The sequence below is a fragment of the Bifidobacterium mongoliense DSM 21395 genome (assembly GCF_000741285.1).
In the GTDB taxonomy this organism is placed as follows: domain Bacteria; phylum Actinomycetota; class Actinomycetes; order Actinomycetales; family Bifidobacteriaceae; genus Bifidobacterium; species Bifidobacterium mongoliense.
The window spans coordinates 26,187-41,833 of record NZ_JGZE01000011.1 but is presented as its reverse complement, the minus strand read 5'-3'; the positions used below and the strand labels follow the sequence as shown (position 1 = coordinate 41,833).

Here is a 15,647-nt window from a genome sequence, read left to right as displayed (position 1 = left end):
CCGGTGAGGGCGATCTAGCGACGCGCCCCGTGAATCGCCTCGGCCAGACCTTCCGTCGTGGCGGCCAGGGCATCAAGGGAGTTGGGCCGTGCGGATGCGGCGTTACTGTCGTGGCCGTCGAGCAGCGTGTGCACCAACGCCGAACCGACGATCACCCCGTCGGCGTAGGAACCGACTTCACGGCCCTGCGCGGGGGTGGACACCCCGATGCCGACGCAGACGTGATCGGCGCCCACGGCTCGGGTGCGCCGGACCAGTTCCCTCGGGGACGAGGACAGGGTGGCACGCTCCCCGGTCACGCCCATGCGAGAGGCGGCATAGACGAAACCGCGACTGTTGGCCGCGGCCACACGGATACGTTCGTCGGTCGAATCGGGGGCGACGAGGAAGATGCGGTCGAGCCCATGACGATCCGACGCCTCGATCCACTCTCCGGCCTCGTCCGGAATCAGGTCGGGGGTGATGAGTCCGGCCCCGCCCGCATCGGCGAAGCGCGCGGCGAACCGCTCGACGCCGTAATGGAAGATCAGGTTCCAATAACTCATGACCAGAGGCACCCCTCCGGCCTGGGCGACGGCCTGCACGGCCCGGAACACCCCTTCGATCCGCTCACCGGCGGCGATGGCTTGGCGCGAAGCCGTCTGGATGACGGGGCCGTCCATGACGGGATCGGAATACGGCAGACCTATCTCGACGATATCCACGCCGTGACGCACCAGGGTCTCGAAGGCACGTGGCGACGTGTCGGGATCGGGGAAGCCATAGGGCAGGTATCCGATGAATGCCGGCTCATCGCGCCCCGCGAGGGTCGCGAGCCGCGAGCCCGTCGGGCTGGGCCTTGCGCTCAGGCCGAGCGGCTGCTCGGGTATCGACGGGCCCGCCGTATCGCCGCCGCGTGCCGCCATGCTGTCCATAACCGTGTTCGCACTCATGCCTGCTCCTCGTCCTGTGATGTGCCGTGGGCGCCGTTGGCTTCGAGCGAACGGCTCTGCTCGTCGGTCAGATAGCCGAACCACTTGCCCGCGGTGGCCACGTCCTTGTCCCCTCGGCCGGAGATGTTGACCATGATGACCGGGTCGCGATAGCCCTTGGCTTTGAGGTCGGCCGCGGCCTTGTAGGCGCCGGCGACGGCGTGCGCGCTCTCGATGGCGGGGATGATGCCCTCGGTCTCGCACAGATCCTTGAAGGCCGACATGGCCTCGCCATCCGTGGCGTACGAGTACTGCACGCGCCCCAGGTCCTTGAGCCAGGCGTGCTCGGGGCCCACCGAGGCGTAGTCGAGGCCGGCGGAGATGGAATAGGTGTCGAGCGTCTGGCCCTCGTCGTTCTCCAGCAGATACGAGCGGGCGCCTTGGAAGAGCCCGAGCTGCCCCGTGCCGGGCGTCAGCCGGATGGCGTGTTCGCCGGAATCCAGACCATGACCGCCCGCCTCGAAGCCATAGAGGTTGACGCGGTCGTCGTCGAGGAAGACGTTCATGGCGCCGATGGCGTTCGAACCGCCGCCCACGCAGGCGCAGATGGCGTCGGGATGATCGACGCCGTACTCCTCGCGCAGCTGGCGCTTCGCCTCCTCGCCGATGATCTTCTGGAAATCGCGGACCATGGTCGGGAAGGGATGCGGACCGGCGACCGTGCCGAGCAGATAGTGCGTCGACTCCACATTGGTCACCCAGTCGCGCAGGGCCTCGTTGATGGCGTCCTTGAGGATCCTGGTCCCCTGGGTCACCTCGACCACCTCGGCGCCGAGCAGGCGCATGCGGGCGACGTTGAGCGCCTGGCGGCGGGCGTCGATCTGGCCCATGTAGATACGGCATTTGAGATTGAACATCGCGCACACGGTGGCCGTGGCGACCCCGTGCTGACCGGCTCCGGTCTCGGCGATGACCCTGGTCTTGCCCATCCGTTTGACGAGTAGGGCCTGACCCAAGGCGTTGTTGATCTTATGGGCGCCGGTGTGGTTGAGATCCTCGCGCTTGAGGAAGACCCTCGCGTTGAGCCCGACGCGTTCGTTGAGCCGCGCGGCGAACCGCGGGGCCTCGGTGAGCGCGGAGGGGCGGCCGACATACTGCCGGTTGAGCCGGGCGAATTCCTGCTGGAATTCGGGATCGGCCTTCGCTTCGGTGTACACGCGCTCGAGTTCGTCGAGGGCGCCGACGAGGGCTTCGGGCACATAGCGTCCGCCGAACTCGCCGAAATACGGGCCTTCGTGCGTGCTCAGCGGCATTCGCGTCGAGGCCGCCACACGGGCACCGGTCGCCACGAGTCGTGCGACCGCCTGTTCGGGATCACGGGCGGTGGCCACGCCCTCACCGACCAGTATCGCGTCCGCTCCGGCCCGGGCGTAAGCCTCGACTTCGACACTGCCGAAGACGCCCGATTCGGCGACGCGGATGACGTCCCCGGGCAGATCGACGGCGAGGTCGTCGTACGTGCCCACGTCCACGTGCAGATCCTTCAGGTTCCGCGCGTTGATGCCCAGCACCCTCGCACCGGCGGCCAACGCCCGCTTGATCTCCCCGCGGTCATGGGTTTCGACCAGCGCCGTCATCGACAGCTCATGGGTCACTTCGAGCAGGTGGCGCAACGTGTCGTCATCGAGCGCCGCGACGATGAGGAGCACGAAATCGGCCCCATGGGCGCGCGCCTCCCATATCTGATAGTCGGAGACGATGAAGTCCTTGCGCAGCACCGGTATGCGCACCGCCTCGCGCACGGCGTCCAGATCATCCAACGACCCCTTGAACCGCCGGCCTTCGGTGAGCACGGAGACGACGGAGGCGCCACCGCGCTCGTATTGCCGGGCCAACGCCGCGGGGTCCGCAATGTCCCGCAGATCGCCTTTGGACGGCGAGGCCCGCTTGATTTCGGCGATGACGGCGACGCCGTCCGCGCTCCTGAGCCATCGCGTCGCGTCGAGGGGTTCCGGCGCCGACTGGGCGCGCTTCCTGACCTCGTCAAACGGTACGCGCTCCTCGCGCTCCCGCAGATCCTCACGCGCTCCCGCGACCAACTCATCGAGTACGGACATGCTGCCTCCTCCTGTGATGAAACACGACACACTATACGGTGCGTCGGCCGGCGCACCGTCCGACGTCTTGCGATCCGACCGGCATCAGACCGTGGTATGCCGCAATCGCGCGGCCATACGAATGGCCTCCACGCTGGACGCGGCCTTGTTGCGGGTCTCCATCCATTCTCGTTCAGGCTTCGAATCGAGCACGATGCCCGCACCCGCCTGGACCACGGCCCGATGGTCGTGCAGGTATGCCGTGCGGATCGCGATGGCCATGTCGAGGTTGCCCGAGAAATCGAAATATCCCACAGTACCGCCGTAGATGCCCCGGTCGGCGGGCTCGAGCTCGTCGATGATCTCGATGGCCCTCGGACGCGGCGCTCCCGACAACGTGCCGGCGGGAAACGCCGACGTGAAGACGTCGAAGGAGGTGAGACCGGGATCGACCCGCCCCGACACGCTCGAACACAGGTGCATGATGTGGCTGAACCGCTTGATCTCCATGAGGGTGACCACGTTCACGCTGTCGGGCACGCACACGCGGCTCAGATCGTTGCGGGAGAGATCCACGAGCATGATGTGCTCGCTGCGTTCCTTGGGGTCCGCCGCGAGTTCCCGCGCCAGGCGTTCGTCCTCCTCCAGCGTGGCCCCGCGGGGTCTGGACCCGGCGATGGGGAACGTGAGGGCATGCCCGTGGTCGACTTTGATGAGCGTCTCGGGACTCGAGCCGATCACTTGGAAGTCCGCGCCACTCGCATCGGTCAGCGCGAAGAAATACATGTAGGGACTGGGGTTGAGGGTGCGCAGCACACGATAGACGTCGAAGGGGTCCGCAGGCGAGTCAAGTTCGAGACGCTGGGAGATCACGACCTGGAAGACGTCGCCGTCGATGATGTGCCGTTTCGCACGTTCCACCGACCGCTCGTACTCGCCGCGTTCCGTGCGATAGCGCAGCTCGGGCTGCGGGGCGAGGGGATCGAGCGACAGCACTTCATCGCCGACGCCGCCATCCCCGTCCTCGACGGCCGCGCGGCGCATCGTCCGCAGGCGCGCCACCGCGTGGTCGTAGGCGGCCTCGGCGTTGGTCGGGCGGTCGTCGACGTTCACGGCGTTGGCGATGAGCCACAGCGATCCGGTCATGTGGTCCATGACCGCCAGATCGGTGGCCAGGGCCAGGGCGAGTTCGGGCTGGCCGGTCTCGTCGGGCGCCTGGGCGCGCAGGGTCGGCTCCCAGTGCCGCAGGGCGTCCCATCCGACCGAGCCGACCATGCCTCCGGTGAGATTGGGCAGTCCCGCCACTTCCGGTGCACGAATGATCGAGAGGGTCGACCGAAGGACGTCGATGACGTCGCCCTCGCGGGGCACCCCGACGGGGACCTCGCCGAGCCAGTCCGCCTGGCCGTTGCGAGATCGCAACTGGGCCAGGGACCGGGCTCCGATGAAGCTGTACCGGCTCCATCCGCCGCCGTATTGGGCGGATTCGAGGATGAAGGTGCCGCTGCGCCCTCCGGCGAGACGACGATACAGTTCGACGGGTGTCAACGTATCGGCGAGCAGACGTTGCACGACCGGAATCATGCGGTACCCGGCGTCCGCCAGTGCCAGGAACCGCTCACGATCGGGCCAGACCTCGCCCCAATGCAGGTGTTCGACGCTGCAGGACGTCGAAGTGCGCTCCTGCCGGGGCGAACCCGGCATCATCCCCTCGATGGGCTGACGTTGATCCTCCGGCCGCATCATGGCCTCCTCCCCACCACCACAGGCAGGGGACCGCCGGCATCGAAGCAGGAGCGGGCGCCGGTGTGGCAGGCCGCTCCGACCTGGTCGACCTCCACCAGCAGGGCGTCGCCGTCGCAGTCGAGGCTGACGGCCTTGACGTACTGGACATGACCCGAGGTGTCGCCCTTGCGCCAGTATTCCTGCCGCGAACGTGACCAGAAGGTGACCCGACCGGTGGACAGCGTGCGTCGCAATGCCTCATCGTTCATATAACCGACCATCAGCACCCGATGATCGTCGTATTGTTGGATGACCGCCGCCACCAGACCCATGTCGTCGTGCTTGAGCCGTTCGGCGATCCCGGCGTCGAGGACGGGCCCCTCTCCCCCGCCCACGCCTGAGCCTTCGGCGCGCGATGCCGTGTCGCTCCGCCCCATATCGGCGGCCGCGGGCCCCTCGATGGTAGTGTCCTGATCCTGCATGAAACTCACCTCATATGTTCCGTTGTTCGGTATCCCACACGCTCGATATCCGCATATCCGCCGCGTTCATGACCACACCAGCGGATGCCCTGGATTCCCGGCACTCGCCACGAGTCAGGTACCGGCCGGGAACCCCGAAGGCCTCCGGAGGCCCGGCACGCCGGCCCGGGTATGCTCAACGGACCTCGTATCCGGCATCCTGCAACGCCCCTTTGACCTCGGCGATGCTCACTTTGCCGAAATGGAACACCGAGGCGGCGAGCACCGCGTTGGCACCGGCCTTGATGGCCGGCGGGAAGTCCTCGACACGCCCCGCACCACCACTGGCGATGATGGGGATGTCGACCCGCCGTCGCATGGCCGCGATCATCTCGAGGTCGAAGCCCTGCTCGGTGCCGTCGGCGTCCATGGAATTGAGCAGGATCTCACCGGCACCCAGGTCCTGGGCGCGCTTGGCCCACCACAGGGCGTCGATGCCCGTGGCGTGTCGACCACCCATGGTGGTCACCTCGAAACCGGACACGGTGTGGCGTTCGCCGCGCTCCCGCCTGGCATCCACCGACAGGACCAGCACCTGGTTGCCGAATCGGTCGGCGATCCGGGAGATGAGTGCGGGATCGGCGATCGCGGCGGTGTTGATGCTGACCTTGTCCGCCCCGCATCGCAGCAGCGAATCGACGTCCTCCCAGCTCCGCACGCCGCCGCCGACGGTCAGGGGGATGAAGATCTGCTCGGCGGTGCGCGTGACGACGTCGAGCATCGTGGCCCGACCCGAACTCGATGCGGTCACATCGAGGAACGTCAGTTCGTCGGCACCCTGCCGATAATATTCCGCCGCCAGCTCCACGGGGTCCCCGGCATCGCGCAGATGCTCGAAATGAACGCCTTTGACCACGCGTCCGGCATCGACGTCAAGACATGGAATCACTCGGACGGCCAAGCTCATGGTGAGCCCCCTATGCGTTGGTTGGTTGCATTCTGGACTCTAGGCTAGCGGTCGGAGCGGCCAAAGGCCGGGCGGCGTCTTACGTTTCGGCCGATGTCCCGCACGAGGCCGGGCAACGGGGACCCTCAGCGGTGCTTCGCGGCGAGTTGGCCGCAGGCACCGTCGATATCGGAGCCGCGGGTGTCGCGCAGGGTCGCGGCGATCCCGGCCCGGTGCAGGATGTCGAGGAAGGCACGTTCGTCCTCGGGTTTCGAAGCGGTCCACTTCGATCCCTCGATCGGGTTGAGCGGTATGGGATTGACGTGCACCCAGTCATCGCCGTAGTGGTTGAGTCGACGTGCGAGCTCACGGGCGTGTTCGGCCTGGTCGTTGATGCCACGCATGAGGGCGTATTCGATGCTCACGCGCCGTTTGGAGGCGAGATAGTAATCATGGGCGGCGTCGAGCACCTGCGTGGTGTTGAACCGGCGGTTCATCGGCACGAGTTCATCGCGCAACGCATCGGTCGGGGCGTGCAACGATACGGCGAGCCGCACCGGTAGATGCTCCTTCGCGAGCTTCCTGATGCCGGGGACGACCCCCACGGTCGAGATGGTGATGTTCCGGGCGGATATGCCGAATCCCTGCGGGGGCTCGGCGCAGATCTGCCGTACGGCGTGCAGCACGGCCCGGTAATTGCCCATAGGCTCGCCCATGCCCATGAACACGACATTGCTCAGGCGCCCGGGGCCTCCGGCTATGTCGCCATCGCGAGCCGCCGCAGCGGCGACCCTCACCTGCTCCATGATCTCCCCGGTGGACATGTTCCGCGTCAGCCCGAGATTGCCCGTGGCGCAGAACGGACATCCCATGCCGCATCCGACCTGGCTCGAGATGCACAGGGTGATGCGTTGGGGGTAGCGCATGAGCACGGACTCGATCTGCGCGCCGTCGAACAGACTCCACAGCGTCTTGATGGTCGTGCCTTCATCGGCCTCCTGTCGGTCGACGGCGGTGATGAGCGTCGGGAAGAACGCCTCGGCGGCCTGTGCACGCTGTGACGCGGGAAAATCGCTGAATCCCATGGCATCGACATCGAAATGCGCGAAGTAATGGTTCGCAAGCTGTGCGGCACGGAAGGGCTGCATACCCAACGCCTTCATGCGTGCGCGACGCTCCTCGTCGGTCATGTCGGTCAGATGCAGCGGCGGCTTGCCCCGGCGAGCGTGATCGACCGCGAGCACATCGCGAAACCCCCCGCTGGTGCCACCCGCGGTGATCCCGGTTTCCGGGGCGTCCTCATCGGTCGTACCCGTACCGTAAACACCGGTGTTGGTGATGTCGTTCAATGGTTCCGTCATGCTCCGCCTCGTCATGCTGTGGTTGGTGCCGTACTGATTATAGGGTCGCGATCATAGTCCCGTGGCCCACAGCAACAGGGTGAGGAACGGGGCGCACATGAGAATGGAATCGACGCGGTCGAGCACGCCACCATGGCCTTTGAGCAGATGCCCCATGTCTTTGATGCCGATGGCCCGCTTGAGCATGGACGCGCTCAGGTCACCGAGGGTGCCGACCACGCCGACGATCACGCCCATGAGCACGGGCACCCACCCGCGGGTCGACCACATATCCCCGTACGTCAGGGCGAAGATGACGTAGGCGCCGATGATCGACGCGAGCACCGAGCCGAGCAGACCCTCGACGGACTTCTTCGGCGAGATCCTGGGGGAAAGCTTGTGCTTGCCCAACCAAGCGCCGGCGAACAGACCGCCCGTGTCGCTGATGGCCGGCAGGAAGATCAGCATCACGGCGTGGGCCACCGGATGGCCGTTGAACGTCAGGGGAAGCACCAGGAACGAGGCGAGCAGCGGGATGTACAGCACGGTGAGCACCGATACGGACACATTGCCCAGATACTGATGGAACCGCTTGGAGCCGTCACCGACCGGGACCTGGGGACGGGCCCCGGGATGGCGGTCCTTGCGGGCCGTCGCCGCGGCGATTCTGTCCCCCATCCCCATATCGAGGCTCGCGCTGAGCGCGGTGAGCACCACGGTGGCCATGACGCACATCGCGGCGGCAAGCAGGGGAACGGACGCGTAGAACGTCGCGAACAACGTGAAGGCGGAACACACCCAGAGCGCGAGCAGCGGAATGCGCAACCCGATGACGGCGAAATCGACGCGAAGCTCCCAAAGCCCCAACGACATGAAGATGACGATCAACGCCACGAAGGCGTCGAGCCGAACCAGCAGACACAACACGATCACCGCGATGAGCAGGACCGCCGTACCCACCGCCTGGGGCATGTTGCGCCCGGTCTTCGCGTTGATATCCTGTAACGCCTCATCGGCGTCATGCGCGCCCTGCCCATGTGTATGCATCATCATCCGTTCGTCGCCCGACGGTCATCGACCGTTCAGACCTCCATGATCTCCTTGCGCTTGGTCTCCAGCAGGGCGTCGAGTTCCTCAGTGACCTGCTTGGTGACCTTGTCGAGGTCCTTAAGCAGCCGATCGCCCTCGTCCTCGCCCATATCGCCGTCCTTGACGGACTTGTCGATGCCTTCCTTGGCCTTGCGCCGGATATTACGCACCGCGACCTTGCCGTCCTCGGCCTTGGTCTTCGCAAGCTTGACGTACTCCTTGCGACGATCCTCCGTCAGCTCGGGCATCGTGACGCGGATGATATTGCCGTCGCGGCGTGGGCTGACGCCCAGATCGGAATCACGGATGGCCTTCTCGACGGCGTTGGCCTGTGAGGGGTCGAAGGGGGTGATGGACAACGTGCGCGGTTCGGGCACGCCGATCGATGCGACGGCTTTGATCGGCGTCGGGGCGCCGTAGTAGTCGACCATCAGACCGTTGAGCAACGCCGGGTTGGCGCGTCCGGTGCGGATACCGGAGAAGTTCTCCTTGGTCGATTCGACCGATTTGCCCATTTGGGCCTTCGCCTCGTCAATGCGTGATGCCATGTCGAGCTCCTTAGCTTCGTTTCTGTGGATGGAATACGGATATGTTGGTGGATCGGCGGCGATCAAGCCGCGATGGACGACTCCCGGGAGGAGACGATGGTGCCGATGCGTTCACCGACGAGCGCACGGGTGACGTTGCCGTCGTCCTCAAGGCCGAAGACGCGGATCGGCTTGGTGTTGTCCCGCGCCATCGACAGCGCCGCAGCATCCATCACCGCGAGATTGTCGACCAACGCACGGTGATAACTCAGGCTGTCGAAACGACGTGCGTCGGGGTCCTTGCGCGGATCGGCCGTATAGACGCCGTCGACGCCGTTCTTACCCATGAGCACCTCGTCGCAATGGATTTCGAGCGCCCGCTGGATGGAGACGGTGTCGGTCGAGAAATACGGCATTCCTGCGCCGGCGCCGAAGATGACGACCCTGCCTTTCTCGAGATGCCTGATGGCCTTCAAGGGGATGTAGGGCTCGGCGACCTGTCCCATGGTGATGGCGGTCTGCACGCGTGTGGCCTGATGCTCCTGCTCGAGGAAGTCCTGCAGGGCGAGGCAGTTCATGACGGTGCCGAGCATCCCCATGTAATCGCCGCGGTTGCGTTCGATGCCGGCCTGCTGCAGTTCCGCCCCGCGGAAGAAGTTGCCGCCGCCCACGACGATGGCGACCTGCACGCCCTGGCGCACCGCGGGAACGATCTCCTGGGCGATGCGACGCACGACGTGGGTGTCGATGCCGACCGCCCCTCCCCCGAACGCCTCGCCCGACAGTTTGAGCAGTACCCGCCGCGGGTTCGACTTTGCCTCTTCAGCGTTCATGGACAGCCTTTCCTCACTGATCTGCGGATTCATCGCAGTTCACTGTATCCGCCAACAACGACAGTGGGCGCCGGCATCGATGATGATGCCGGCGCCCACTACGACGTCAGGAACGGCAGGCGTGATTCCGCGGCGTTCCGGACGGACTCACTCAGACGTCACTCGTCGGACTTGCCCACTTCGAGACGGGCGAAGGAAAGGGCCTTGCCGCCGACCTTGGTGAACAGATCGCCCACGGAACGCGAGGGATCCTTGACATACTCCTGCTCGAGCAGCACGTTCTCCTTGAAGAAGGCGTTGAGGCGGCCTTCGACGATCTTGGGGATGATCTTCTCGGGCTTGCCCTCGGCCTGCGACTTCTCGGTCGCGACGCGGCGCTCGGAGTCGACGATGTCGGCCGGGACGTCCTCGCGCTTGAGCCACTTGGCCCCGAGCGCGGAGATCTGCAACGCCGCCTCATGGGCGACGGCCGAACCGGCTTCATCGGTAGCGACCATGGCGACGATGCTCGGGGGCATCTCCGCGGAGCGCTTGTGGGCGTAGATCTCGACCTTGGGGCCTTCGACCCGGGCGAAACGACCGAGCTTCACGTGCTCACCGAAGAGCGCCGAAGCCTCCTCGACCATCTCGTTGACGGTACCTTCCTCGGCCGGAGCCGCGAGCAGCTCCTCGACGGTGTGCGCGCCGGCCTTGACGGCCAGGGCGAGCACGCTGTCGGCGAACTCGACGAACTTCGGGGTCTTGGCGACGAAGTCGGTCTCCGAGTTCACCTCGATGGCGTATCCGGTCTGACCCTGGGCGCCGTCGACCACGGTGGAGGCGATGGTGCCCTCCGTGGCGCTGCGACCCTCGCGCTTGCCGGCGGCCTGGATGCCCTTGGCGCGGATGATCTCCTTGGCGCGGGCGACGTCGCCCTCGGCCTCGACGAGCGCCTTCTTGACGTCCATCATGCCAGCGCCCGTATCCTCGCGCACCTGCTTGATCAATGCTGCAGTGATTGCTGCCATTGGTTATGTCTCCTCTGATTGCGATGTGGCGCCGTCACGGGGTCCATGCCCCCGCAACGACGCCATCTGAATATGTGGTTACTCGGCCTTCGGCGCGTCTGCCTTGTCGGCTGCGGCGTCGGCCCTCGGTGCGGCGTCTTCGGGAGCGTCCTTGGACAGCAGCTCCTTCTCCCACGCGGCCATCGGCTGATCGTCGGACTTCTCGTCCGACTTCTCGGCCTTGCCCGAGCGGGCGAGCAGCCCCTCGGCGACGGCGTCGGCCATGAGGCTGGTCAGCAGCTCGACGCCACGGATGGCATCGTCATTGGCCGGAATCGGGTAGTCCACGAGCTCGGGATCGGTGTTCGTGTCGACCACGGCGACGACCGGGATGCTCAGCTTGTGGGCTTCCTCGACGGCCAGGGCCTCCTTGTTGATGTCGACGATGAACATCGCCGAGGGGGTGCGGGCCATGTTGCGGATGCCGCCGAGCTGCTTGTTGAGCTTCTCCTTCTCGCGCTGGAGCAGGAGCAGTTCCTTCTTCGTCAGACCGGAGCCGTGCACGTCGGAGAAGTCCATCTCCTCGAGTTCCTTGAGGCGGGAGACGCGCTTGGACACCGTCTGGAAGTTGGTCAGCATGCCGCCGAGCCAACGCTCGCTGACGTAGGGCATGTTCACGCGACCGGCCTGGGTCTCGATGGCCTCCTGCGCCTGCTTCTTCGTGCCGACGAACAACACGGTACCGTTGTGGGCGACCGTGGTCTTGATGAAGTCATAGGCGACGTCGATGAGGTCGAGCGTCTTGAAGAGGTTGATGATGTGGATGCCGTTGCGCTGGGTGAGGATGTACTGCTTCATCTTCGGGTTCCAACGACGGGTCTGGTGTCCGAAGTGAAGACCGGACTTCAGCATGTCGCTCATAGTGATCTGAGCCATAGTGATAACTACCTTTCATGTCGGTTCTTGCCTGGCCATGCGCATCTGCGTGCAACTCCCAGGGGAGCCGACCGACACAGACCGTCGCGGGCATGACGCGATATCGTATGCCTGATAAGGGATACTGCTTGGTTGGATTCACACACCGCACGACCGCGTGCGAATCCCGGCGGCATACAAAGCGAAAGACTACCACAACCCCGCTATGTTGGGCGCCGCCTTCACGCGTGTTCCGGCGTCACCGTGCGCCGCGCAGCTCGCGCATCGCTTTGCGGCGAACATCCTTCTCCAGCCGGTCGAGGTAGACGTGGCCGTCGAGATGGTCGCATTCATGCTGCAGCATCCGCCCCATGATGCCACGGCCCTCCAGCACGACGGTGTGGCCGTCGAGATCGATGCCGCGCACACGCGCGTAATCGGCCCGCCTCGTGGGATACCACAGCCCGGGCACGGACAGGCAACCCTCCTCGCCGTCCTGCTCGCCGGATGTCTCCTCGAGCACGGGGTTGAGCACATAGCCGACCTTGCCCTCGATGTTGTAGGAGAAGGCCCTGAGGCTGATGCCGATCTGATTGGCCGACAATCCGGCGCGGCCGGGATCGTCGACGGTGTCGACCAGGTCCTGGACCAGATGACGCACCGCCGGGGTGATCGTCGAGATCTGGTCGCAGACCGTGCGCAGCACGGGGTCGGGAATCACGCGTATTTCACGTATGGGCACAGCGATATCTCCTCAAGTAGCGACGAGCCCGTCCCGGGCCGCGTCATGGTTGAACATGCGGTTACGGCGAATCAGTCGCCGTCGGCCGGGGTACGTCTGGTCGTGCAGGTCCCGTCGTCACGCGCCCCGCGAGTCTCCGGCACGGAGGACTGTGAGGGGGCATCCCCGGCGTGATCCGCGTCCGCTTTCGCCGGCTCGTCCACCTCGCCATTACGGCCGTCCTGGGCCCGCTTGTTGATGTACTCCTTGGCCTGGTCCAGGGCCTGACGGACCTTGGGGCTCATCGTTTCCGAAGCCTGGCGCACGTTCTCCGAGGCCTGTTTGACCGTTTCGCTGGTCCTGTCCAGGATCTTCACCGTGGCGGAGGGCTGCCTCGCCTGGCCTCGGGGCGCGTACAGCACCTGATCGATCAGTTCTTCGTAGCGTTCGAGGATCTTGGGCCGCACCGGCTTCATGCTCGGCGTCAGCGTGCCGTCCTCCAGGTTGAAATCCTTGTCCACGATGATGAACTTGCGCACCGATTCGGCACGCGACACCCTGGAGTTCGCCTGATCGACGTATTGCTGGACGAACGCCCTGACCGCCTCGTTCTTCGCGATGCGCGCCATGGGCATATCCCCGTCCATCCCCTGCTGGATGAGCCAGGAATAGGCCATGTCCGGGTCCAGTGCGACCAGGGCCGACACGAAGGGCCGGCCGTCGCCGAGGACGACGGCGTGGGACACGATCGGGCAGTTGCCGATCGCGTTCTCCATCGGTGCGGGGCTGATGTTCTTGCCTCCGGCGGTGATGATGATGTCCTTCTTGCGGCCGGTGATGTACAGGAAACCGTCGTCGTCGATGCGGCCCAGGTCGCCACTGCTCAGCCAGCCGTCGGCGTCGAGCACCTCGGCGGTCAGATCGGGCTGCTTGTAGTAGCCCAGGAACACGTTCGCACCCTTGATCAGCACCTCGTCGTCGTCGGCGAGCCTGATGGCGATGCCCGGACCGGGCTTGCCCACCGACCCCACGCGATTGGACTTCGCGAAGTTCACCACACAGGGGGCGGCGGTCTCCGTCATGCCATAGCCCTGGATGAAGGTGATGTCATCGAACCCATTGAAGAAATGGGCCAGATCGGCGTCGATCGGAGCACCGCCGCAGGCTAGGTACCGCATGTTGGGGCCCAGGGCCGAACGGATGGAGGAGCCGATGGCGTTCATGTAGAACGTGTGACGGATGCGATCGAGGACCGAATGGGCCTTGCCCGCCCCCTCGTCCTTGGACCACTGCACGAAATGGTTGAACCCGTTGGCGAAGACACGGCCCTTCATGCCCACGCCGGCCTTCTGCGATGCGGCGTTGTACACCTTTTCGAAGACCCGCGGCACGCCGAGCAGATAGGTCGGCCTGAAGCTCCTCATGTCGGCGAGCAGATGGCCGGCGTTGGGCACATAGCCGACGACGCCGTGCGATCCGATGGCGACGTATTGGATGTATCTGGCGAAGCAATGGGCCAAGGGCAGGAAGAGCATGAGGCGGGAGGGCTGGTACAGCATCTCGTTCAACACGTCGTACCCCGCGAAGACGATGTGGGTGAAGTTGCGGTGAGACAGCATCGCGCCTTTGGGCTTGCCCGTGGACCCGGACGTGTACACAATCGTGGCCATGTCGTCCGCGCTGACCCGGGATATCGCCCTGTCCAGTTCGTCATCGCCGACCGACGAACCGAAATCGGTGACGGCGTCGAGCGCGCCCGAGCGGAAATTGAACACGTATTTGAGTGCCGTATTGTGCTGCCGGATGCCTTCGAAGATCTGCGCATGCGCGTCGTCTCCGGCGAAGGCCACCATCGGTTCGACGTCGGCGACGATGCCCGCGGCCTGCCGTGCGGAATCCGTCTCGTAGATCGGCACGGAGACGGCACCGATCGCGGCGCACGCGAAATCGACGACGCCCCACTCGTAGCACGTCGCCGAATAGATCACGACCATGCTGCCCGGCTTGACCCCCAGACCCATAAGCCCTTTGGCCACGGCCCTGACCCGGCCGAGCATCTCATCCGCGGTGACGTCATGCCACACACGGCGCTCGTCGAGCCATTGGGCGATCAGATCGCCGCCGTCGCGGGCGGCGCGGCCCGACAGCAACGAATAGATCGTATCCTTCTCGGTGGTGGTACGGACGGCATCGACGGCATATTCACGCAACATAGCCTCCACTATAAACCATGCCTCACGATGGCGGCCTGGGGAACGATGCCGTGAACGATGTGAACTACCCCACGTCCAGATGGTTGCACACCCAACGGCTTCCGGTGCGTTCCAGCACGACGCCGACCCAGTGGTCGCGTTGCCCCACCTGCAGGTGCACGGCGGCGTCGATCTTCGCACTCGTCACCAAGGTGCCGTACATCATCTTCGGAATCGCCGGAGGACGACAGATGGACGCGCGCTGCTCGGGATGGGCCTGCATGTGGTGCTCCATCAGGACCGAGAGGATATGGAGTCTGCGGATGCAATGCTCGGCCAGGTGACGGCGTACGGGAGAAGGCAGCGGGCGTCCCCGCGTGGCGTCGAGCGCGACGCAGGCCAGCCTGCACACCGACATCGCAAGCGTGCGATGGTCGGTCTGCGTGCCGCTGTCCCCGTCCTCCCAGGAACAGATGTGATAGGTGATCGGCGCGGAGGACAGCTCGGCCCTGAGTATGCCGTCGACGGATTTCGGCTGCCGCCAGGCGCGAGGGCGGAGACGCTCGTGCGTCTCGCCGTCGGGGCGGATCGGGCCATCATGCCCGTTCGGTTCGGGCCGGGGCGGCGGTGCTGCCATCGGCCGGGCGGCGGGTAAGGACATAGGGTCCTCCTCGACTCTCCATAACGTCTCCATAACGGCGGCGCGGCATCGTCGTCGATGCATCGCCATGGCGTGAACACGGCCGCAGGCGATGGGCCTGCGGTGACGCACTACCAAGAACACCATGACCGGGGCGATGAGTCAAACCGTCGGCCGCAGCCGGTGGATATGTGGACAACACGACCGAGGCCGCGCCGGGATGCATCCCGGCGCGGCCTCGTGGTCATTGCCTCGTGATCATGGC

The 15,647-nt window shown here is 65.4% G+C and carries 14 protein-coding genes; all 14 read right to left on the bottom strand.

Going from position 1 to position 15,647, the window contains the following annotated elements; all coding sequences use genetic code 11:
• Positions 1-14 precede the first annotated feature (14 nt).
• The 14 genes from trpA to BMON_RS04990 all read right to left on the bottom strand — a co-directional run bounded on the left by trpA (position 15) and on the right by BMON_RS04990 (position 15,403).
• A complete protein-coding gene (gene trpA / locus BMON_RS05055; protein WP_033512267.1) occupies positions 15-905 on the bottom strand; it encodes a tryptophan synthase subunit alpha in 891 nt (296 codons plus the stop codon).
• Between the two features lie 23 nt (positions 906-928).
• Positions 929-3,028 (bottom strand): tryptophan synthase subunit beta, encoded by a 2,100-nt coding sequence (gene trpB, locus BMON_RS05050; RefSeq protein WP_033512084.1) that lies wholly within the window; start codon positions 3,026-3,028, stop codon positions 929-931.
• Positions 3,029-3,112: 84 nt separating this feature from the next.
• The gene (locus tag BMON_RS05045; protein ID WP_033512266.1) at positions 3,113-4,711 is read right to left on the bottom strand and encodes a chorismate-binding protein; all 1,599 of its coding nucleotides are present in this window, start codon (positions 4,709-4,711) and stop codon (positions 3,113-3,115) included.
• Positions 4,712-4,749: 38 nt separating this feature from the next.
• Complete coding sequence (hisI, locus tag BMON_RS05040) at positions 4,750-5,214, bottom strand: phosphoribosyl-AMP cyclohydrolase (protein ID WP_237745342.1); 465 nt, start codon at positions 5,212-5,214, stop codon at positions 4,750-4,752.
• Positions 5,215-5,389: 175 nt separating this feature from the next.
• Positions 5,390-6,160: an imidazole glycerol phosphate synthase subunit HisF gene (gene hisF, locus BMON_RS05035; RefSeq protein ID WP_033512083.1), complete on the bottom strand. Its 771-nt coding sequence runs from the start codon at positions 6,158-6,160 to the stop codon at positions 5,390-5,392.
• A 125-nt stretch (positions 6,161-6,285) separates the two neighbouring features.
• The gene (gene rlmN, locus BMON_RS05030) at positions 6,286-7,500 is read right to left on the bottom strand and encodes a dual-specificity RNA methyltransferase RlmN (protein ID WP_081882906.1); all 1,215 of its coding nucleotides are present in this window, start codon (positions 7,498-7,500) and stop codon (positions 6,286-6,288) included.
• Between the two features lie 51 nt (positions 7,501-7,551).
• Positions 7,552-8,526, bottom strand: a complete 975-nt coding sequence (locus BMON_RS05025; protein ID WP_033512263.1) for a phosphatidate cytidylyltransferase — start codon at positions 8,524-8,526, stop codon at positions 7,552-7,554.
• A gap of 35 nt (positions 8,527-8,561) precedes the next feature.
• Positions 8,562-9,116, bottom strand: a complete 555-nt coding sequence (frr, locus tag BMON_RS05020; protein ID WP_033512081.1) for a ribosome recycling factor — start codon at positions 9,114-9,116, stop codon at positions 8,562-8,564.
• A gap of 62 nt (positions 9,117-9,178) precedes the next feature.
• Positions 9,179-9,928: a UMP kinase gene (gene pyrH / locus BMON_RS05015; RefSeq protein WP_033512262.1), complete on the bottom strand. Its 750-nt coding sequence runs from the start codon at positions 9,926-9,928 to the stop codon at positions 9,179-9,181.
• A gap of 158 nt (positions 9,929-10,086) precedes the next feature.
• Complete coding sequence (gene tsf, locus BMON_RS05010) at positions 10,087-10,935, bottom strand: translation elongation factor Ts (protein WP_033512080.1); 849 nt, start codon at positions 10,933-10,935, stop codon at positions 10,087-10,089.
• Positions 10,936-11,013: 78 nt separating this feature from the next.
• A complete protein-coding gene (gene rpsB / locus BMON_RS05005; RefSeq protein WP_033512079.1) occupies positions 11,014-11,850 on the bottom strand; it encodes a 30S ribosomal protein S2 in 837 nt (278 codons plus the stop codon).
• Between the two features lie 238 nt (positions 11,851-12,088).
• The gene (locus BMON_RS05000) at positions 12,089-12,571 is read right to left on the bottom strand and encodes a peptide deformylase (RefSeq protein ID WP_033512077.1); all 483 of its coding nucleotides are present in this window, start codon (positions 12,569-12,571) and stop codon (positions 12,089-12,091) included.
• A 71-nt stretch (positions 12,572-12,642) separates the two neighbouring features.
• Positions 12,643-14,763 (bottom strand): AMP-dependent synthetase/ligase, encoded by a 2,121-nt coding sequence (locus BMON_RS04995; protein WP_081882905.1) that lies wholly within the window; start codon positions 14,761-14,763, stop codon positions 12,643-12,645.
• 64 nt (positions 14,764-14,827) lie between these two features.
• On the bottom strand, positions 14,828-15,403 hold the full coding sequence (locus tag BMON_RS04990; protein WP_033512075.1) for an Rv3235 family protein: 576 nt from the start codon (positions 15,401-15,403) through the stop codon (positions 14,828-14,830).
• Between the last annotated feature and the right edge of the window lie 244 nt (positions 15,404-15,647).